This window comes from Streptomyces sp. JLYT201 (genome assembly GCF_059448825.1).
On sequence record NZ_CM182551.1, the window covers coordinates 3617180 to 3635497 of the forward strand.

Sequence of the window (18318 nt, forward strand, 5' to 3'; positions counted from 1 at the left end):
CCCCAGAAGAAACAGAGAGAAACGTTCAACTAGCGGGTGAACAGCGGCCCTTCGGGGGCCGCGGGGCACCTCCGCTCAGGAACCGGGCGCCAGATCCACGCCCTCGTCCGGAACGGCCTGCCCGGAGCGGATCAGGTCGATCCGGCCCATGACCTTCGCCCGCAGGTCGGCGGGTACGTCGTCATGGCCGCAGCAGCGCTTGACGAGCTTCTTCACCGCCTGTTCGAGGCCGTACTTCTCCAGGCACGGGGAGCACTCCTCGAAGTGCGTCTCGAACTTGGTGCAGTCGCTGTCCGGCATCTCCCGGTCCAGGAACTCATAGAGGTGGTCCAGGACCTCACTGCAGTCAGTCTCGTGCGGCTCTCCGCAGCTCATGAGCCCGAGCCTTTCGCTTCGTTCGAGTCTCCGGCGCCGGCCGGGACCAGGCCGCGGTCACGCGCGTAGTCCTCGAGCATGCCGCGGAGTTGGCGGCGGCCCCGGTGGAGACGGGACATCACCGTACCGATGGGTGTACCCATGATGTCCGCGATCTCCTTGTACGCAAAGCCCTCCACGTCCGCCAGATACACGGCGATGCGGAATTCCTCCGGGATCGCCTGGAGCGCGTTCTTCACGTCGGAGTCCGGCAGGTGGTCGAGCGCCTGCGACTCGGCCGAGCGCAGTCCCGTGGACATGTGCGACTCGGCGCGCGCCAGCTGCCAGTCCTCGATCTCCTCGGCGGCGCTGCGCTGGGGCTCGCGCTGCTTCTTGCGGTACGAGTTGATGAACGTGTTCGTGAGGATGCGGTACAGCCAGGCCTTGAGGTTGGTGCCCTCGCGGAACTGGTGGAACGACGCGTACGCCTTCGCGTAGGTCTCCTGGACCAGGTCCTCCGCGTCCGCGGGATTGCGCGTCATGCGCAGCGCGGCCGAATACATCTGGTCGAGGAACATCAGCGCGTCCCGCTCGAAGCGGGCCGTGCGCTCCGCGGCCGTCTCGGCGTCCTTGCCGGAACGCTCCGGCTGCTCGGAGTGACCGTGCTCAGTGCCTGCGTCGGTCCCAGTGACCGGACCCACCTCCTCCAACGACGTGGTGGGGCCGTAGCCGGTCCCACTGGTTTCGGAGGATAGACGACGACCCGCTTTGCCCGCCGCTCGAATAGGGGCCGTCTTGGGCGCACTCAGCACGCTCCACTCCAGGTCAGAGGACTTGGAGCGGTTCGGGCAGATGGTCGATCCCATGCGGGCGGCCCCCTCTTCTACGAACACTGTTTGCGGTCTGCTGGCGACAACAGAGGTCACGCGCTCAACATTCCCGAGGCGGCCGTCCAGGCGACGACGGCGTCCGTGATCCGCTTCACAGCTTCCTCCTGGCCGATGTCGGCCCGTTTCGGCACGGCGAAGGAGTGGTCGCCGAAGGGAATCTCGACGAGGTCGTACGCCGCGCCCGGAGGGAATTCCGCGGGCCTGCCGAAGGGGTCGTTGCCGCCCTGCACCACGAGCGTCGGCACCCCGGCGCCGAGCAGCTCCTCGGCGCGGGACCTCTCCGGCCTGCCCGGCGGGTGCAGCGGGAAGCTCAGCGCGAGCACGGCGGCCGCGCCGAGCTCGGTGGCCGTGCGGCAGGCCACGCGGGCCCCGGCGCTGCGGCCACCCGCGATCACCGGCAGGCCGGGCTTCGCGAGGGCGGGCCACAGGCCGCGCCAGCCGGTGTCGAGCGTCTTCGGGGCGGGCGCCACCTTCTTGCCGGCCACCCGCCAGGGCTGCTCCACCAGGGCGACGGTCACGCCGTGCGGGGGCAGGGCGGCGGCGATGGCCTGGAGGTCGCGGGCCTCGATGCCGCCGCCCGCCCCGTGGCCGACGGCCAGGACGGCCCGCGCCTGCTCGGCGGGGTGCCAGGTGATCCGGGCGGCCCCGGCGTCGGTCTCGACGACTTCGCTGTGGGTCTCACTGTGCGTCACGTCAGAAGAGTGTGCCCTCTTCGGGGCCGTCCAGTTCCTTCAGCAGCTCCGGACCGTTGTTGCGGACGTTGCTGACGGCCGTCGAGACGGGGAAGGCGCGCATGAGCCCGGCGGGCGGCGGCTCCAGGAGCGGGCGCACGTCCTCCACGTCGGTGCGCGCCGGGTCGAGCCAGGCGTCCCAGCGGTCGGGCGTGAGCATCAGCGGCATGCGCGGGTGGATGTCCGCGAGCGAGCCGGGCCCGCCCTCCGGGGCGACGCCGAGCGGGGTGGTCTCCGCCTCCGTGGTGATCACCGAGCAGGTCACCCACCAGGCGAGCGGGTGCTCGTCGGGCAGCGTGCGGTCGCGCCAGAACTCGTACAGGCCCGCCATCGCGAACACGGAGCCGTCGGCGGGCAGCACGAAGTACGGCTGCTTGCGGGGCCGCTTCTTCTTGCCCTCGACCTCCAGCTCGCGCTCGGCGGCCGCGGTCACCCACTCGTAATAGCCGTCGGCCGGCAGGATGCAGCGCCGCGCGGCGAAGGCCCGGCGGTAGGAGGGCTTCTCGTGCACCGTCTCCGCGCGCGCGTTGATCATCCGCGCGCCGCCCTCCGGCGTCTTGGCCCAGGACGGCACCAGTCCCCACTTGAGCTTGCGCAGCTGGCGAACCGGAGCCTTGTCCGCGGCGTCTTTCAGGGGACGGTCGAGGACGGCGTAGACCTCTTTCGTGGGAGCGACGTTGTAGTCCGGCTCCAGGGTCTCCTGCGGCTCCCACTTCTGGACCTCGAAGATTCCTGCGAGATCCTCGGGCCTACGACTCGATGCATACCGTCCGCACATACGTGCAACACTGCCACGCCGCGGCACACGACAGGGAGCCAACCGAGCAATGCACACCACCGCTTCCGCCAGCCTGAGCGACCTGTGGGACCGCGTCTTCGGCACGCAGTCCGCGCCCGAGCAGTGGCTGGTGATCGCCACCGGCGTCGTCGCGCTCGCCGCCGTCGTCCCGCACGGCGTCTGGCGCGTGGCCCGCAACGCCATCACCATCGCGCACGAGGGCGGCCACGGCCTGGTCGCCCTGCTCACCGGCCGCCGCCTGGACGGCATCCGGCTGCACTCCGACACCAGCGGCCTGACCGTCAGCCGCGGCAAACCCTCGGGCCTCGGCATGATCCTCACCGCCGCCGCGGGCTACACCGCTCCCCCGCTGCTCGGCCTCGGCGGCGCGGCGCTGCTCTCCCAGGGGCACATCACGGCCTTCCTGTGGATCGCCACGGCCCTGCTCGCCGCGATGCTGGTGATGATCCGCAACGCGTACGGCGCGCTCACGATGGTCCTGGCGGGCGGCGCCTTCCTGGTCGTCTCCTGGCTGGCGAGCACCGACGTACAGGCCGCCTTCGCGTACGCGGTGGTGTGGTTCCTGCTCCTGGGCGGCGTGCGGCCCGCCTTCGAGCTCCAGGCCAAGCGGCGGCACGGGGGCGCCGGGGACTCCGACGCGGACCAGCTGGCCCGGCTGACGCACGTCCCGGCGGGCCTGTGGCTCTTCCTGTTCCACGCCGTGTCGCTGTGCTCGCTGATAGGCGGCGGGCGCTGGCTGCTCACCGTGTGACCCGGCGCCACGGGGCCGTGCCGCCGCATCGCGCGGGCGCGACCGGCCCCGGAGGGCCCCGGGCGACCCGCGACCCACTACGGCAATTCCCGGGAACCGCTCCGCGCTTCGCGGTTTCGCCTGTATTTCGCCACTTTTGATCAAGTTCTGTGGTCGTCGCCAGCCACTAAAGTGAGGGGCATGACCGTGAACCCGACGCACACCGCCCTCTGGCCCGCCCCGCACGCGAGCGGAGCCGTCGCCGCGACGGTCCACGTGCCGGGCTCCAAGTCGGTCACCAACCGCGCTCTCGTCCTGGCCGCCCTCGCCGCCGAGCCCGGCTGGCTGCGCCGGCCGCTGCGCTCCCGCGACACCCTCCTCATGGCGGGCGCCCTGCGCGCCATGGGCGTCGGCATCGAGGAGACGGTCTCGTCCAGCTCCACCGCCGCGGGGAGCCCGGACGCCTCCGGCGAGGCCTGGCGCGTCATCCCGTCGGGCCTGCACGGCCCGGTCACCGTCGACGTGGGCAACGCGGGCACGGTGATGCGCTTCCTGCCGCCGGTCGCGGCCCTGGCCGACGGCCCGATCCGCTTCGACGGCGACCCCCGTTCCTACGAGCGCCCGCTGCACGGCGTGATCGACGCCCTGCGCGCCCTCGGCGCCCGCGTCGACGACGACGGCCGCGGCGCGCTGCCCCTGACGGTGCACGGCGGCGGTGCCCTGGACGGCGGCCAGGTCGAGATCGACGCCTCCTCCTCGTCGCAGTTCGTGAGCGCGCTGCTGCTCTCGGGCCCGCGCTTCAACCAGGGCGTGGAGGTGCGGCACGTGGGCAGCACCCTGCCGTCCATGCCGCACATCCGCATGACCGTCGACATGCTGCGCTCCGCGGGCGCCCAGGTCGACACCCCCGAGGCGGGCGGCGAGCCGAACGTCTGGCGGGTCACACCGGGCGCCCTGCTCGGCCGCGACCTGACGATCGAGCCCGACCTGTCCAACGCCCAGCCGTTCCTGGCGGCGGCCCTGATCACCGGCGGCCGCGTGACCATCCCCGACTGGCCCACGCGCACCACCCAGCCCGGTGACGCGCTGCGGCAGCTGTTCACCGAGATGGGCGGCTCCTGCGAGCTGACCGAGCACGGCCTGACGTTCACCGGCTCCGGCTCGGTGCACGGCATCGACGCCGACCTCGGCGAGGTCGGCGAGCTGACCCCGGGCATCGCCGCCGTCGCGGCCCTCGCCGACTCCCCGTCCACGCTGCGCGGCGTCGCCCATCTGCGGCTGCACGAGACGGACCGGCTCGCCGCCCTCACCAAGGAGATCAACGAGCTGGGCGGTGACGTCACCGAGACCGCCGACGGCCTGCACATCCGCCCGCGCAAGCTGCACGGCGGCGTCTTCCACACCTACGACGACCACCGCATGGCCACGGCGGGCGCGATCATCGGCCTCGCCGTGCCGGGCGTACAGATCGAGAACGTCGCGACGACGGCGAAGACGCTGCCCGACTTCCCCGACCTGTGGACCGGGATGCTCGGGAACTGACGGGCGGACTGGAACCATGCGCCGCTACGGCAAGCACACCGACGAGGACGACGTCCGGGTCCGCCCCAACCGCAAGGGCAACCGTCCCCGTACGAACATCCGCCCCAAGCACGAGGACGCGGCCGACGGAATGGTCCTCACCGTCGACCGCGGCCGGCTGACCTGTCTGGTCGACGACCGGATCGTGGTCGCGATGAAGGCCCGCGAGCTGGGCCGCAAGGCCGCGGTGGTCGGCGACCAGGTGGCCCTCGTGGGCGATCTGTCCGGCGACAAGGACACCCTCGCCCGCATCGTCCGCATCGCGGAGCGCACCTCGGTGCTGCGCCGCACGGCGGACGACGACGACCCGTTCGAGCGCGTGGCCGTCGCCAACGCCGACCAGCTCGCCATCGTCACCGCGCTCGCCGACCCCGAGCCGCGCCCGCGCCTGATCGACCGCTGTCTGGTCGCCGCGTACGACGGCGGGCTCACCCCGCTCCTCGTCATGACGAAGTCCGACCTCGCCCCGCCGGACAAGCTCCTGGAGCTGTACGGCGCCCTGGACATCCCGTACGTCGTCACGAGCCGCGAGGAGCTGGAGAGCGGCGCGGCGGTGGCCCGGGTGCGCGCCGAACTCGACGGCAAGGTCACGGCGTTCGTCGGGCACTCCGGCGTCGGCAAGACCACCCTCGTGAACGCCCTGGTCCCCGAGGAGCGGCGGCGCAGCACCGGCCATGTGAACGCGGTGACCGGCCGCGGCCGCCACACCACCACGTCCGCGCTCGCCCTGCCCCTCGCGGACGGCGAGGGCTGGGTGATCGACACCCCGGGCGTGCGCTCCTTCGGCCTGCACCACGTGGACCCCTCGCGCGTCATCCACGCCTTCCCCGACCTGGAGCCCGGCACCGAGAACTGCCCGCGCGCGTGCAGCCACGACGAGCCCGACTGCGCGCTCGACGCGTGGGTGGCCGAGGGCCACGCGGATCCGGCGCGGCTCTACTCGCTGCGCCGGCTGCTCGCCACCCGGGAGCGGCGCGAGGGCGACTGACGGCGCGGGGGCCGCCCTTCGGCGGACCGGATCTCCCCCGGGTGACCCGGCCTTCGCGTTGTTTACGCCCGCGCCGCTTCGGTAAGTGCATAATCGCACCAAGATTGTTCCAAGCTTTGGCGAAGCAGTCACGGAACGTACGGGTCGTACGGATGCGGGAGGCACAACCATGGCGTGGCTGCTGGTCATCGTCGCCGGGATCCTCGAGACGGGCTTCGCGGTCTGCCTGAAGCTGTCGCACGGCTTCACCCGCGTCTGGCCCACCATCGCCTTCGCCTGTTTCGCGCTCGGCAGCTTCGGCCTGCTCACGCTGGCCCTGAAGAAGCTGGACGTGGGCCCCGCGTACGCGGTGTGGACGGGCATCGGCGCCGCGGGCACGGCCATCTACGGCATGATCTTCCTCGGTGACCTGGTCTCCACCCTCAAGATCCTCTCGATCTCGCTGGTGATCCTCGGCGTCATCGGCCTCCAGCTGTCGGGCTCGGCCCACTGAGACCGCGCAGCACCACCCGCCGGACCAGCTGGACCGAGTCCTCGTCCCGCCCGCCGGGCGCCACGACGTAGGACAGCGCGACGCGCACCGCGCTCTCGCAGGCCCGCGCCAGCTCCTCCGTCTCCGAGGGGCGGCCCCGCTCGGTCAGCGCGGCCATCGCCCGGTCGCGCACCTGGACGAGCAGCTCGGCCGGGCTCGGCACGCCCGCGTCCGCGCGGCGCTGCGCGGGCACCGGGGAGCTGGACACCACGGCCCGGCTCGGCGCGGGCAGGCGCTCGCTCCAGAAGCCGGTGAGCACCGCCCGCACCAGGGCGTTGTCGCGGGCGGCGCCGATCGTCCACGCGCTCACCGCGGCCAGCCGGTCCACGGGGTCGCGAGCCTGCGCGAGCGCCCGCTCCACCCCCCGCAGATAGGTGTCGGTCTCGCGCCGGAGCAGGGCCCGCGCGAGGCCGTCCTTGCTGCCGAACTCGTTGTACAGGGTCTGCCGGGACACCCCGGCGACCGCCGCCACGTCGACCATGCGCACACCCGCCCACGGCCTGCGGGCCAGTGCGGTGTACGCCGCGTCGAGCAGTGATTCCCGCGCTGCAGGCATCGTCGCCTCCCGCTGCCCAGGGCCGGGCGGCCCGTGCGGTTCTGCTGGCCAGGTTTGACGCGCCACGAGGCACTGTCAAGGGGTACGGCGGGCGGCGCCCGATACGCGCTGTGGCTCGCGCGAAACGAGATCGATACTGTTCACCCATGCCCGACTATCACGATGATCTGCGCCTCGCCCACGTCCTCGCGGACGCCGCCGACGCCGCGACGATGGGCCGGTTCAAGGCCCTCGACCTCCGGGTGGAGACCAAGCCGGACATGACGCCGGTCAGCGAGGCCGACAAGGCCGCCGAGGAGCTGATCCGCGGACAGCTCCAGCGCGCCCGGCCGCGGGACGCGATCCTCGGCGAGGAGTACGGCATCGAGGGCACGGGCCCGCGCCGCTGGGTCATCGACCCGATCGACGGCACGAAGAACTACGTACGCGGCGTGCCGGTCTGGGCCACGCTCATCTCCCTGATGGAGGCGGGCGAGGGGGGCTACCAGCCGGTGGTCGGCGTCGTCTCCGCGCCCGCGCTCGGCCGCCGCTGGTGGGCCGCGAAGGGCGGCGGCGCGTACACCGGCCGCAGCCTGTCCTCCGCGACCCGGCTGCGCGTCTCCGAGGTGAGCGGGCTCCAGGACGCGTCCTTCGCGTACTCCTCGCTCAGCGGCTGGGAGGAGCGGGGGCGCCTGAACTCCTTCCTCGACCTCACCCGCGCCTGTTGGCGCACGCGTGCGTACGGCGACTTCTGGCCGTACATGATGGTCGCCGAGGGCTCGATCGACTTCTGCGCGGAGCCGGAGCTGTCCCTGTGGGACATGGCGGCGAACGCGATCGTGGTGACGGAGGCGGGCGGCCGCTTCACCGGTCTCGACGGCGCCCCCGGCCCGCACAGCGGCAACGCGGCGGCGTCGAACGGGCTGCTCCACGACGAGATGCTGGCCTATCTGAACCGTCCGTAGGCCGGGACCCGGCCGGCGTCGGGATCGAGCCCGGGGCCGCGCGCCCCCGAACTGGGCGCACGCGCCCCCTTGTTGGCCTTCCGTTTCGCTGCGACTCTGAGAGTCCCCCCGCTTGTGAACTTGTGAATCCTTTCTCTTGGCAATGCGGTTCCCTACTCCAGGCATGCCGAGGGCAAAGGGCTCCCCAAGGAGGTGGCTCAAGCCCATGCTCGTCCGTGACGCCATGAGCACATTGGTCCTCACCATCGGCCCCGCGCACACCCTCCGTCAGGCGGCCCGGCTGATGTCGGCGCGCCGCGTCGGCGCGGCCGTCGTCCTCGACCCCGACACCTGCGGCCTCGGCATCCTGACCGAGCGCGACGTCCTCAACTCCCTCGGCCGCGGCCAGAACCCGGACTTCGAGACCGCGAGCGCGCACACGACGACCTCCGTCGTCTACGCGGGCCCCGCCTGGACCCTGGAGGACGCCGCCGAGGCGATGACCCACGGCGGCTTCCGGCACCTCGTGGTGCTCGACCACGACGAGCCGGTGGGCATCGTCTCCGTGCGCGACATCATCCGCTGCTGGGCCCCGGGCCGTCACCGCCCCGCCCCGGTGGCCGAGTTCACGGCCCGCTGAGCACCGCCCCGAGCACCACCGCCCGGACACGGCGAACGGGCCGGACCCCCGAGGGGGCCCGGCCCGTCACCTACGGCAAGGGCTTGGGTTCTCAGCCGCGAAGGGCCTGGACCGCGGCCTCCAGGCGCTTGCCGAAGTCTTCGTCCGCCCGGCGGAAGTTGCCGATGGCGCGCTCGGCGATGTCGGCGCGCGAGACGCCCGCGATGCTGCCCGCGAGGTTCTCGATCAGCCGCTCCTTCTCGTCCTCGGCCATCAGGCGGTACAGATTGCCCGCCTGGACGAAGTCGTCGTCCTCGGCGTGCACGGGCGTCACGTGGTTGCCCGTGCTCCCGGTGACGGCGGTCGGCTCCCACAGCGGCCGGCCGGTCTGGGCCGGGCCCCCGAAGGAGTTCGGCTCGTAGTTCTTGGCGCCCTTGTGGCGGCCGTCGTACAGATGGCCGTCACGGCTGTAGGAGCGGGCCTCCGTGGCGTGCGGGCGGTTCACCGGCAGGTGGTCGGCGTTGATGCCGACGCGGTAGCGGTGGGCGTCGGCGTACGCGAAAAGGCGGCCCTGGAGCATCTTGTCCGGCGAGGGGCCGATGCCGGGGACGAAGTGCGCGGGCGAGAAGATCGCCTGCTCGACCTCGGCGAAGACGTTCTCCGGGTTGCGGTTGAGCTCCAGCTTGCCGATCTCGACCGGCGGGTAGTCCGCGTGCGGCCACACCTTGGTGAGGTCGAACGGGTTGAAGCGGTAGGTCGCCGCGTCGGCCGCGGGCATGATCTGGACCTGCACGGTCCAGGTCGGGAACTCGCCGCGCTCGATGGACTCGCGCAGGTCGCGCTGGTGCGAGTCGGGGTCCTTGCCCGCGAGCGCCTCCGCCTCCCGGGCGGTCAGGTTCTTGATGCCCTGGTCGGTCTTGAAGTGGTACTTGACCCAGAAGACCTCGCCCGCCTCGTTGCTCCACTGGAAGGTGTGCGAGCCGAAGCCGTCCATGTGCCGGTACGACGCCGGGATGCCGCGGTCACCGAAGAGCCAGGTCACCTGGTGGGTGGCCTCCGGGCTCAGCCCCCAGAAGTCCCACACGTTGTCGGCCTCCTGCGAGCCCGTGTACGGGTCGCGCTTCTGCGTGTGGATGAAGTCGGGGAACTTGATGGCGTCCCGGATGAAGAAGACCGGGGTGTTGTTGCCGACGAGGTCGTAGTTGCCCTCCTCGGTGTAGAACTTCAGCGAGAAGCCGCGCGGGTCACGCACCGCGTCGGCGGCGCCGAGGTTGCCCGCGACCGTGGAGAAGCGCAGGAAGACCTCGGTCTCCTTGCCGATCTCGGAGAGGAACGCGGCGCGCGTGTACGGGGTGACGTCCGCCGTCACCGTGAACGTGCCATAAGCGCCCGCGCCCCGCGCGTGCACCACGCGCTCCGGGATCCGCTCGCGGTTGAAGTGCGCCAGCTTCTCCAGGAGGTGCTGGTCCTGGAGCAGCATGGGACCGCCGACGCCCGCGGTCTCGCTGTTCTGGTTGTCGGCGACCGGCGCTCCGGCCTCGGTGGTGAGGTGTCCCTGCGTCACGTGCGCCTCCTGCGTCATTACTGCAAGTCCTGTCCCTTGGCGTTTGCCGAACTCGATCCTACGATAGACATTGTCTAAGTCAAGTGGACTTCCAAAGTCACACTCAGTCGGGACCTAGGTCCCCTGCCTGTTAGGCTGGATTCATGAGCGACCTGTTGGAACGACTGCGCGGACGCGGCTGGCGGATGACCGCACAGCGGCGCGTCGTGGCCGAGGTCCTCGATGGGGACCACGTGCATCTGACGGCGGACGAGGTACATGCCCGTGCCGTCGTGAAGCTGCCGGAGATCTCCCGGGCGACCGTCTACAACACCCTGGGCGAGCTGGTCTCGCTCGGCGAGATCCTCGAGGTCAGCACGGACCGCAGAGCCAAGCGGTACGACCCGAACGCGCACCGGCCGCACCAGCACCTGGTGTGCTCCCGGTGCGGCGCGATCCGTGACGTCCACCCGACGGGCAACCCGCTCTCGGTCCTCCCGGACTCCGAGCGCTTCGGCTTCACGATCTCGGACGTGGAGGTCACGTACCGGGGCGTGTGCCCCGCGTGCGCGACGAGCGCCTGAGCGGACGACGCGAGTGAGGCCCGGCACCCCTGGGGGTGCCGGGCCTCACTCGTTCCGGGCCTGGCTCGTTCCGGGCATCACTCGCTCCGGGCGTGCCCGGACACACCGAAGGCCCGGAACCTGATCGGTTCCGGGCCTTCGGCCTTCAGTAGCGGGGACAGGATTTGAACCTGCGACCTCTGGGTTATGAGCCCAGCGAGCTACCGAGCTGCTCCACCCCGCGTCGGTGAACCCAACAGTACGCCAAGCCCACGACCAGCGCAAATCCCTTCCGCGGCGGTGGGCGACCGGTCCGCCAGGGGCCGCGGCCCGGCACCGGCCGCCCCGCGCGGGCCCGGCGTCCCTCGCCGGGCCGCTACGCCGACAGCTCCTGCCGCAGCGCCTCGCCGAGCCGCCCCGCCCGCTCGGCGACCTCCGCGGGCCCGAGCTCCACCGCCCGCGAGGCCCACCGCTGCCCCTCCGCGAGCTGCCCCCGGCGGGCGTACAGCAGGGCGAGCCGCAGGGCGGCCCGGCCGTGCCCGGCGTCGGCGGCGCGCGTCCACCACAGCGCCGCCTCCGGCTCGCTGCCCTCGCGTGCGAGGAGCAGGCCCAGGTTGAACGCGCCGTTGCGACTCCCGGCCTCCGCCGCGAGGCGGTACCACCGCGCCGCCTCGACCACGTCGCCCCGCCCGGCGGCGAGCATCCCGACCCGCACCTGGGCCCGCCGGTGCCCCTGCTGGGCCGCGCGCTCGTACCACTCCTCGCACTCCGTCTTGCGCGCCGCGGGCTCCCCGAGCGCGGGCGCGGCCGCGGCCGGGCGGCGCGCGTCGAGCACCGTGCCGAGGCGGTAGGCGGCCTCCGCGCTGCCGCCGCCCGCGGCGCACCGCAGGTGCCGCTCGGCCTCCTGCTCGTCGCCGTCGCGCAGGCGCGCCGTGCCGACCTGGAGCGCGGCGTCGGTGTGCCCCGCGGCCGCGGCCCGCTCGTACCAGCGCAGCGCCGCCGCGTCGTCGCCCCGGCTCGCGTACAGGATCCCGAGGTTGAACGCGGCGTCCACGCTGCCTGCCTCGGCGGCCTTGGAGAACCACGGCTCGGCGCCGAGGGCGTCGCCGCCCTGGAGCAGCAGCACGGCGAGCGCGTTCGCCGCCTCGCGGTGTCCGGCGTAGGCGGCGCGGCGGTACCACTGGTCGGCCTGCGCGGTGCGCTTCTGCTCGGCGCACAGCAGGCCCAGGTTGTACGCGCCGTTCACGTCGCCCGCGTCCAGTGCCGCGCGGTACCAGCGCTCGGCGGTCTGGGTCTCGCCGCGCTCGGCGTGCAGCGCACCCAGCGCGTTGGCCGCGTTGCCGTCGCCGTCCTGGGCGGCCTTGAGCCACCACACGGCGGCGTTCGTCTCGTCACCCGCGTCGCGCAGCAGGAAGCCGAGGGCGCACGCGGCCTTGGCCTCGCCGTCCTTGGCGGAGGTCAGGTACCAGCGCCCGGCCTCCTTGAGCTCGCCGCGCTTCTCCAGGATGGCGCCGAGGTGCAGCGCGGCACGGCGGTGGCCGCGCGCGGCGGCCTGGCGGTACCACTGCTCGGCCTCGTCGAGCGGCGAGCGACCCGCGCCGGGGCGGACGCCGACCTCGCCGGGCGGCTCCTGCTCGGCACGCCGGTCGAGGGCGCGGGCCAGGCGGTAGGCCGCCTCGCGGTGCCCGCGCTCGGCGGCGGTGCGCATCCAGCGCTCCGCGCCGACGTCGCCCCGGTGCTCCAGGAGGTCGGCGAGCGCGTACGCGCCGAGGGTGTGGCCCTGCTCGGCAGACTGGCGCAGCCAGTACTCGGCCGCGGGCTCGTCACCGCGCTCGCGGTGGTGCCTGCCGAGCGCGTGGGCCGCGGCGGCCGAGCCGGCGACGGCGGCGATCCGCCACCATCCGGCGGCCTCCTCCACATAGCCGCGCTGGTGCAGGAGGACACCCAGGTTGTTGGCCGCGGCGCGGTCACCGGCGGCGGTCGCCGCACGCAGCAAGGACTCGGCGCCGTCGAGATCACCGCGGCGCAGCAGCAGGCTCCCCAGGACGCTCATCGCGTCCACGTCCCCGGCCTCGGCCGCGACCCGGTGCTGCATCTCTTCCGCGGCGGCCCCCGGGTCGTCCCGGTCGGCCGACGGCACAAAACGCCCAGTCTCCAACAGAGTTGCCTTGTCCCCCATAACGTCCATCGTCGCACCACCTGCAACCTGGGTACACCTGGTATACCGCAGCCAGTGAGGTCACTTCAGCGTTTTGTCGACATGCCCACAGAGAGATAAGTGAAACACAGCTTCCCTCAACTCCCCCCGCCCGGACCACTCTTCGCACGAACCCCACATCACTGGCATGGGACACCGGCATGAGTGCGTTGCGGAGGGGGCGCGCCGATCGTGACGAAGGCATGACGATGGCATGACGAAGGCCCGGATCCTGTGACAGGATCCGGGCCTTCGTCGCGAGTAGCGGGGACAGGATTTGAACCTGCGACCTCTGGGTTATGAGCCCAGCGAGCTACCGAGCTGCTCCACCCCGCGCCGTTGTGTACGTCACCGTATCACGGCGCGGGGTGGGTCCCGCGCGCTGTCCGCGCGCCCCGGGCGTCCGGGGTGAGCGGCTATCCGCCGCCGCCCCCGCCCTTGCCGCCCTTCTCGCCCTTGTCGCTCTTCTTCGGCTGGCCGGACTGGGCGTCCTCGGCGCGCTCCAGGGCCTCCTGGAGCTTGGCCTGGGCCTTGCCGTAGGCCTCCCAGTCGTCGTCCTTGAGGGCCTCCTTGCCTTCGTCGATCGCCTTCTGGGCGTCGTCGATGGCCTTCTGGAGGTCGGGGTTGTCCGACGTCGGCGGCTTCTGCTTGTCGGGCTTCTCCTTGTCACCGCTGCCCGGTTTGTCCGGTGGCTCGACGGGAGTCGCCCCTTCGGTTCCGAAGACCACGTTGAGCGCCTTGTCCAGGGTGCTCTCGAAGGCGATCTTGTCTCCGTAGGTGACGAGGACGCGCTTCAGGAGTGGGTACTTGAGCCCACCGCCCTTGACGTAGACCGGCTCCACGTAGAGCAGGCCGCCGTCCAGGGGCACGGTAAGGAGATTGCCGTAGTCGACTTCGGAGTCGCCGCCCTTGAGGAGTCTGATCTGCTCCGCGATGTCCTTGTCGGAGTTGAACTGACTCTGGACGAGCTTCGGACCGTCGACCGTTCTGTCGGTCGGCATCTTCAAGATCTGCATCTTGCCGTAGTCCGGTGAGCCCGCGTCCGCGTTGACCGCCATGAAGGCGCTCAGGTTGTTCCGCTTGTTGGGCACGAAGGTCGTCGTCAGCGAGAAGTCCTGCTTCTTGCTGCCCGGCATCTTCATGCTCAGGTAGTACGGCGGGACGGCGCTGGACGTCTGGTTCGTCGGGTCGCTCGGGACCTCCCACACCTCGCTGCCGCTGAGGAACGTGTCGGCGTCCTTCACGTGGTAGCGGGTGAGCAGCTCGCGCTGGACCTTGAACAGGTCCTGCGGGTAGCGCAGGTGGTCCATCAGGGCCGGCGAGATCTCGCTCTTGTCCTTGACGGTGTCCGGGAACGCCTTGCGCCACGTCTTCAGAATGGGGTCCTCGGTGTCCCACTCGTACAACTTGACGTCACCGCTGTACGCGTCGACGGTCGCCTTCACCGAGTTGCGGATGTAGTTGACCTGGTTCTGCTGGGCGACCACCTGACGCTGGTTGTTCCGCGCCGTGAGGGAGTCGGCCGTGGTGTCGCCGAGCGTGGTGCGCGACGCGTACGGATAGCCGTTCGTCGTCGTGTAGGCGTCGACGATCCACTGGATCTCGCCGTCGACCACCGCCGGGTAGGCGTCGCCGTCGATCGTCAGCCAGGGGGCCACCGCCTCGACGCGCTCCTTGGGCGTGCGGTTGTACAGGATCCGCGAGCCCTCGCCGATCGCGCCCGAGTACAGCATCTGGGGCTCGCCGAACGACACCGCGTACGCGGCCCTGTTCAGCGGGTTGGAGAGGTTGACGCCGCTCTTGCCCTTGTAGCTGGTCGTCTTCTCGCCGCTGTCGTCCGAGTAGTCGATCTCCTTCTGCGGACCGCCGACGATCGAGTACTGGGTGGTCTTCTCGCCGTAGTAGATGCGCTGCTGGTACCGCGGCAGACTGCCCTTGGAGGGCAGGTCGGACTCGGTGAAGACCGGCTCGCCCGACCCCTTCGCCTCCGTGCCCTTGGCCGCGACGACGCCGTAGCCGTGGGTGTAGCGGAAGTGGTCGTTGATCCAGTTGTTCTTCTGGACGCCGTTCAGGTCCAGCTCGCGCAGGCCGATGACGGTGTCCTGCTCCTTGCCGTCCTTGTCCTTGTAGCGGTCGACGTCCAGGTTCGACGGGAAGCCGTAGTAGGCCTTCATCTGCTGGAGCTGCTGGAAGGTCGGCGAGACGATGTTCGGGTCGAGCAGGCGGAAGCTGGCGGCGTCGGTGGCGGCGGTGCGCAGCTTCGACGTGTCCTGGGTGGTGCTCACGCCCGGGTACTTCTTCACGTCGGTGCCGCCGATGTCGTACGCCTTGCGCGTCGCTTCCAGGTTCTTCTCGACGTACGGGGCTTCCTTCGCCTGCTCGTTCGGCTGGACCTGGAACTTCTGGACGATGGCCGGGTACAGGCCGCCGATCAGGATCGCGGAGAGCACCATCAGGCCGAAGCCGATGACCGGCAGCTGCCAGGTGCGCCGCCACAGCGTGGCGAAGAACAGCAGCGCGCAGATGACGGCGATGCAGAACAGGATCGTCTTCGCCGGCAGATAGGCGTTGGCGTCGACGTACCTGAGGCCCGTCCAGTTGTCGGTCGCCTTGAAGTCACTGGACTTCACCGCGAGGCCGTACCGGTCGAGCCAGTACGCGACGGCCTTGAGGGCCACGAAGATGCCGATCAGCACCGAGAGGTGCCCGGTCGCCGCGGCCGTGGCCCGGCCGCCGGGGCTGGTGATGCGCAGGCCGCCGTACAGGTAGTGCGTCAGGGCGGCGGCGATCACGGAGAGGACCGTGGCCGCGAAGCCGAAGCCCAGCAGGAAGCGGTACCAGGGCAGGTCGAAGGCGAAGAAGGAGACGTCCAGGTGGAACTGGGGGTCCTTCTGGCCGAACGGCACGCCGTTGACCCACATCAGCCAGGTGCGCCACTGGCCCGCGGCGGAGGCACCCGCGATCAGGCCGACGAGCGCGGTGATCCCGATGAGGAGCCACTTCTTGAACGGCGCGATCGCCATGCGGTACCGGTCGAGGCTCTGCTGCTCCATCGACATGGCGCTCAGCGGCGGGCGCAGCCGGTGCGCCAGCCAGATGTTCACACCGACCGCGGCCGCCATGAGGAGGCCGAAGACGAAGAACAGGCCGATCTTGGTCGACAGGGTCGTCGTGAAGACCGATGAGTAGCCGACCGAGCGGAACCAGAGCCAGTCCGTCCAGAACCCCGCGAACATGACGAACGCCATGGCCAGCACGGCCAGGACGCCGAGCGTCAAAAGCAGGGTCCGGACACGACGGGACGGTCGGCCCACTCTGATCCGTGGCCCCGTCGGGCCTCCGCCGCGGTCCGGCATCTGGAAAGCCAAGGTGCGCACCTCGAAGTTCGCTGTAGCTGTAGCTGTGGCTGAATCGGGCCCCGCGATCGTAGAGCCCACTGATGCAACTTACCGACGCTTTACTCAGTTCCCGTTCCGGGGTCTGAACCAGGCAGGATATTGGGCATGCCCAACGTTTCCCCCTCCGGCCCTCCGATGGCCGCGAGCCCGCTCACCCGCGCCGTGCTCGAAATCGACGAGTACGTCGCGAGCCTCGGCTGGGATCAGCCCGCCCGTCTCTTCGCCCTGGTGGACACCGCGCGACTGCGCACCCAGGAGCCCGGCCTCGCCGACCGCCTCGGCCTCCCCGACGACGGCTCGGCCGCGCCGCTCACCCCCATCGAGCAGGAGGAGCTGCCCGCCGGGGCCGCGCTCGACGAGTTCCTCGGCACCATCGCCTGGCCCGACTCCGTCGCGGGCTGCGCCCTCACCGTGGAGCGCCTGATGCTCCCGCCGTCCGCGGAGGCGTCCGTTCCGCAGCATCTGAGCGAGAAGCAGCTCGCCGCGTGGGTGGCGAAGCACCCCGAGCGCCAGGAGGTCCGCATGACGGTCGCGGTGCTGCGCGACGGCGCGCGCGACTCGGCCCTGCGGCTGCGCGAGAAGGACTCCGCCACGGAGGTCCTGACCGGCTCCGACCTGGTGCCGGGCCTCGCGGAGGCGCTGACCGCGACGTTCGCGGAGTAGCCGCTCCGCGGGCGCTCCACAGCATCTGACCGGGTACGTGGCCGGGGCCGGGGTCGACCGCCCCGGCCGCGGCCGTTTCCGTGGGCTCAGCCCTTGGTGCACTGCGGCAGACCGGCGGTGTCTCCCTTGCGGATCTTGTCGAGGGACTTCACCGCGTCGTCGATGGTGTCGACCTTGACCAGCGTGAGCCCGTCGGGGACGTCCTTCGCGGCGGTCGCGCAGTTGTCCTTGGGCGTGAGGAAGTACTCCGCGCCCTTGTCGCGCGCGCCCACGGTCTTCATCGCGATGCCGCCGATCGGGCCGACCTTGCCGTCGTCGTCGATCGTGCCGGTGCCCGCGACGAACTTGCCGCCCGTGAGGTCGCCGGGTGTGATCTTGTCGACGATCCCGAGCGCGAACATCAGGCCGGCGCTCGGCCCGCCCACGTCGGCGAGCTTGATGTCGATGGTGAACGGGAAGGTGTGGTCGGTCCCGGCCTGGATGCCGACGATCGCCCGGGCCTTGCCCTCGTCGTCGGACATGTCCGTGGTGATCTTGACGTCCTCGGTCTTGGTCGGCTCCTTGCCCGCCTTCTCGGCGGCGGCCGCCTCCTTGACCGGTACGACGGTGAACGTGACGGCCTCGCCGGGCTTGTGCCGGGTGACGAGCTTCGCGACGTCCGTGGTCTTCTTCACGGCCGTGCCGTCCACGCTCCTGATGACGTCGCCCGCGTGCAGTCGGCCCTCGGCCGGGCTGTCCTTGAAGACGCTGCCCACGATCACCTGGGACTTCACCGGGATGTCCAGTTCCTTCAGGGCGGCGACCTTCGCGCTCTCCTGGGACTGGCTGAACTCCTCGGCGTTCTCCCGGGTCGACTCCTGCTCGGTCTTGCCGTCCGGGTACAGCGTCTCGTGGGGCACGACGATGTTGTCGTGCGAGAGCCAGCCGTAGACGGCCTCGGCGAGGTTCATCTTGTAGTCGGCGCTGGTGACCCGGACCGTCGTCATGTTCAGGTGACCGGTCGTCGGGTACGTCTTGCGGCCCGAGATCTGGAGTACCGGCTCGCCGTCGTGGTCACCCAGGGTGTTCACCGTCGGCCCGGGGGACATCTCCGAGTACGGCACTTTGATGAGCACTCCCGCGCAGAGCAGCGCGATGAGCATCAGGGTGGAGGCGAGCAGCGTCGCCGTGCGGCGTGGCATGGAACGACAGTACGGGACGGTCCTGTGAGGGCACCCCCGGGGCCGGTCCGTACGGGCAGGGCGCTGGGCG

Annotated in this window: 17 protein-coding genes and 2 tRNA genes; 8 read left to right on the forward strand and 11 right to left on the reverse strand. The window is 71.2% G+C overall.

All coding sequences use genetic code 11. The features are described 5' to 3' along the window. Window positions 1-75: 75 nt before the first annotated feature. The 4 genes from rsrA to AC5WAM_RS14465 form a co-directional block, all read right to left on the reverse strand. Window positions 76-375: a mycothiol system anti-sigma-R factor gene (rsrA, locus tag AC5WAM_RS14450; RefSeq protein WP_138961698.1), complete on the reverse strand. Its 300-nt coding sequence runs from the start codon at window positions 373-375 to the stop codon at window positions 76-78. Beyond that, window positions 372-1055: an RNA polymerase sigma factor SigR gene (sigR, locus tag AC5WAM_RS14455; protein ID WP_212767830.1), complete on the reverse strand. Its 684-nt coding sequence runs from the start codon at window positions 1053-1055 to the stop codon at window positions 372-374. The genes rsrA and sigR overlap by 4 nt, the downstream gene beginning before the upstream one ends. A gap of 221 nt (window positions 1056-1276) precedes the next feature. Then, window positions 1277-1936, reverse strand: a complete 660-nt coding sequence (locus tag AC5WAM_RS14460; RefSeq protein WP_495522824.1) for an alpha/beta hydrolase family protein — start codon at window positions 1934-1936, stop codon at window positions 1277-1279. Between the two features lies 1 nt (window position 1937). Next, window positions 1938-2753: an SOS response-associated peptidase gene (locus AC5WAM_RS14465; protein ID WP_366790331.1), complete on the reverse strand. Its 816-nt coding sequence runs from the start codon at window positions 2751-2753 to the stop codon at window positions 1938-1940. A 49-nt stretch (window positions 2754-2802) separates the two neighbouring features. Here AC5WAM_RS14465 and AC5WAM_RS14470 point away from each other — a divergent pair, with 49 nt between their 5' ends. From AC5WAM_RS14470 to AC5WAM_RS14485, 4 genes are all read left to right on the forward strand, one after another. Continuing rightward, entirely contained in the window at window positions 2803-3525 is a 723-nt protein-coding gene (locus tag AC5WAM_RS14470; RefSeq protein ID WP_366790332.1) for a M50 family metallopeptidase, read from the forward strand. A 180-nt stretch (window positions 3526-3705) separates the two neighbouring features. After that, window positions 3706-5046 (forward strand): 3-phosphoshikimate 1-carboxyvinyltransferase, encoded by a 1341-nt coding sequence (gene aroA / locus AC5WAM_RS14475; RefSeq protein WP_366790333.1) that lies wholly within the window; start codon window positions 3706-3708, stop codon window positions 5044-5046. Window positions 5047-5062: 16 nt separating this feature from the next. Then, window positions 5063-6073 (forward strand): ribosome small subunit-dependent GTPase A, encoded by a 1011-nt coding sequence (gene rsgA, locus AC5WAM_RS14480; protein WP_366790334.1) that lies wholly within the window; start codon window positions 5063-5065, stop codon window positions 6071-6073. A 169-nt stretch (window positions 6074-6242) separates the two neighbouring features. Next, on the forward strand, window positions 6243-6566 hold the full coding sequence (locus AC5WAM_RS14485) for a DMT family transporter (protein WP_138961691.1): 324 nt from the start codon (window positions 6243-6245) through the stop codon (window positions 6564-6566). Here AC5WAM_RS14485 and AC5WAM_RS14490 read toward each other — a convergent pair. Continuing rightward, window positions 6532-7161 carry a TetR/AcrR family transcriptional regulator gene (locus tag AC5WAM_RS14490; protein ID WP_138961690.1) on the reverse strand — a complete coding sequence of 210 codons (630 nt, stop codon included), beginning with the start codon at window positions 7159-7161 and terminating at the stop codon, window positions 6532-6534. The two genes, AC5WAM_RS14485 and AC5WAM_RS14490, sit on opposite strands and share 35 nt — an antisense overlap. Window positions 7162-7307: 146 nt before the next feature. On the opposite strand from AC5WAM_RS14490, the gene hisN reads away from it, so the two are divergent. Further along, window positions 7308-8105, forward strand: coding sequence for a histidinol-phosphatase (gene hisN, locus AC5WAM_RS14495; protein WP_366790335.1), 798 nt, complete (start codon window positions 7308-7310; stop codon window positions 8103-8105). Between the two features lie 205 nt (window positions 8106-8310). Further along, on the forward strand, window positions 8311-8724 hold the full coding sequence (locus AC5WAM_RS14500; protein ID WP_366790336.1) for a CBS domain-containing protein: 414 nt from the start codon (window positions 8311-8313) through the stop codon (window positions 8722-8724). Between the two features lie 91 nt (window positions 8725-8815). Here AC5WAM_RS14500 and AC5WAM_RS14505 read toward each other — a convergent pair whose 3' ends face one another. After that, window positions 8816-10267, reverse strand: a complete 1452-nt coding sequence (locus AC5WAM_RS14505) for a catalase (protein ID WP_366790337.1) — start codon at window positions 10265-10267, stop codon at window positions 8816-8818. Window positions 10268-10410: 143 nt separating this feature from the next. Between AC5WAM_RS14505 and AC5WAM_RS14510 the strand changes: the two genes are divergently transcribed. Beyond that, the gene (locus AC5WAM_RS14510) at window positions 10411-10830 is read left to right on the forward strand and encodes a Fur family transcriptional regulator (RefSeq protein WP_172383724.1); all 420 of its coding nucleotides are present in this window, start codon (window positions 10411-10413) and stop codon (window positions 10828-10830) included. Between the two features lie 149 nt (window positions 10831-10979). On the opposite strand, the gene AC5WAM_RS14515 is transcribed toward AC5WAM_RS14510, so the two are convergent. From AC5WAM_RS14515 to AC5WAM_RS14530, 4 genes are all read right to left on the reverse strand, one after another. Continuing rightward, window positions 10980-11053 (reverse strand) — tRNA-Met (locus tag AC5WAM_RS14515). A gap of 132 nt (window positions 11054-11185) precedes the next feature. Then, the gene (locus AC5WAM_RS14520) at window positions 11186-12997 is read right to left on the reverse strand and encodes a tetratricopeptide repeat protein (RefSeq protein WP_366790338.1); all 1812 of its coding nucleotides are present in this window, start codon (window positions 12995-12997) and stop codon (window positions 11186-11188) included. 271 nt (window positions 12998-13268) lie between these two features. Beyond that, window positions 13269-13342, reverse strand: a tRNA-Met gene (locus AC5WAM_RS14525). An 80-nt stretch (window positions 13343-13422) separates the two neighbouring features. Beyond that, window positions 13423-16383: a UPF0182 family membrane protein gene (locus AC5WAM_RS14530; protein ID WP_495522825.1), complete on the reverse strand. Its 2961-nt coding sequence runs from the start codon at window positions 16381-16383 to the stop codon at window positions 13423-13425. A 126-nt stretch (window positions 16384-16509) separates the two neighbouring features. Here AC5WAM_RS14530 and AC5WAM_RS14535 point away from each other — a divergent pair, with 126 nt between their 5' ends. Further along, on the forward strand, window positions 16510-17067 hold the full coding sequence (locus tag AC5WAM_RS14535; protein WP_366790339.1) for a PPA1309 family protein: 558 nt from the start codon (window positions 16510-16512) through the stop codon (window positions 17065-17067). Window positions 17068-17153: 86 nt separating this feature from the next. Here the strand turns inward: AC5WAM_RS14535 and AC5WAM_RS14540 are convergent, their stop codons facing one another. After that, window positions 17154-18248: a YlbL family protein gene (locus AC5WAM_RS14540; protein ID WP_495522826.1), complete on the reverse strand. Its 1095-nt coding sequence runs from the start codon at window positions 18246-18248 to the stop codon at window positions 17154-17156. Window positions 18249-18318 lie beyond the last annotated feature (70 nt).

What these genes read in the sequence shown, in the direction of transcription:
- AC5WAM_RS14535 (WP_366790339.1), top strand. Translation starts at nt 16,510, where the DNA reads ATGCCCAACGTTTCCCCCTCCGGCCCTCCGATGGCCGCGAGCCCGCTC.
- AC5WAM_RS14540 (WP_495522826.1), bottom strand. Translation starts at nt 18,248, where the DNA reads ATGCCACGCCGCACGGCGACGCTGCTCGCCTCCACCCTGATGCTCATC.
- AC5WAM_RS14510 (WP_172383724.1), top strand. Translation starts at nt 10,411, where the DNA reads ATGAGCGACCTGTTGGAACGACTGCGCGGACGCGGCTGGCGGATGACC.
- AC5WAM_RS14465 (WP_366790331.1), bottom strand. Translation starts at nt 2,753, where the DNA reads ATGTGCGGACGGTATGCATCGAGTCGTAGGCCCGAGGATCTCGCAGGA.
- AC5WAM_RS14470 (WP_366790332.1), top strand. Translation starts at nt 2,803, where the DNA reads ATGCACACCACCGCTTCCGCCAGCCTGAGCGACCTGTGGGACCGCGTC.
- hisN (WP_366790335.1), top strand. Translation starts at nt 7,308, where the DNA reads ATGCCCGACTATCACGATGATCTGCGCCTCGCCCACGTCCTCGCGGAC.
- AC5WAM_RS14520 (WP_366790338.1), bottom strand. Translation starts at nt 12,997, where the DNA reads ATGGACGTTATGGGGGACAAGGCAACTCTGTTGGAGACTGGGCGTTTT.
- rsgA (WP_366790334.1), top strand. Translation starts at nt 5,063, where the DNA reads ATGCGCCGCTACGGCAAGCACACCGACGAGGACGACGTCCGGGTCCGC.
- aroA (WP_366790333.1), top strand. Translation starts at nt 3,706, where the DNA reads ATGACCGTGAACCCGACGCACACCGCCCTCTGGCCCGCCCCGCACGCG.
- AC5WAM_RS14485 (WP_138961691.1), top strand. Translation starts at nt 6,243, where the DNA reads ATGGCGTGGCTGCTGGTCATCGTCGCCGGGATCCTCGAGACGGGCTTC.
- AC5WAM_RS14490 (WP_138961690.1), bottom strand. Translation starts at nt 7,161, where the DNA reads ATGCCTGCAGCGCGGGAATCACTGCTCGACGCGGCGTACACCGCACTG.
- AC5WAM_RS14500 (WP_366790336.1), top strand. Translation starts at nt 8,311, where the DNA reads ATGCTCGTCCGTGACGCCATGAGCACATTGGTCCTCACCATCGGCCCC.
- rsrA (WP_138961698.1), bottom strand. Translation starts at nt 375, where the DNA reads ATGAGCTGCGGAGAGCCGCACGAGACTGACTGCAGTGAGGTCCTGGAC.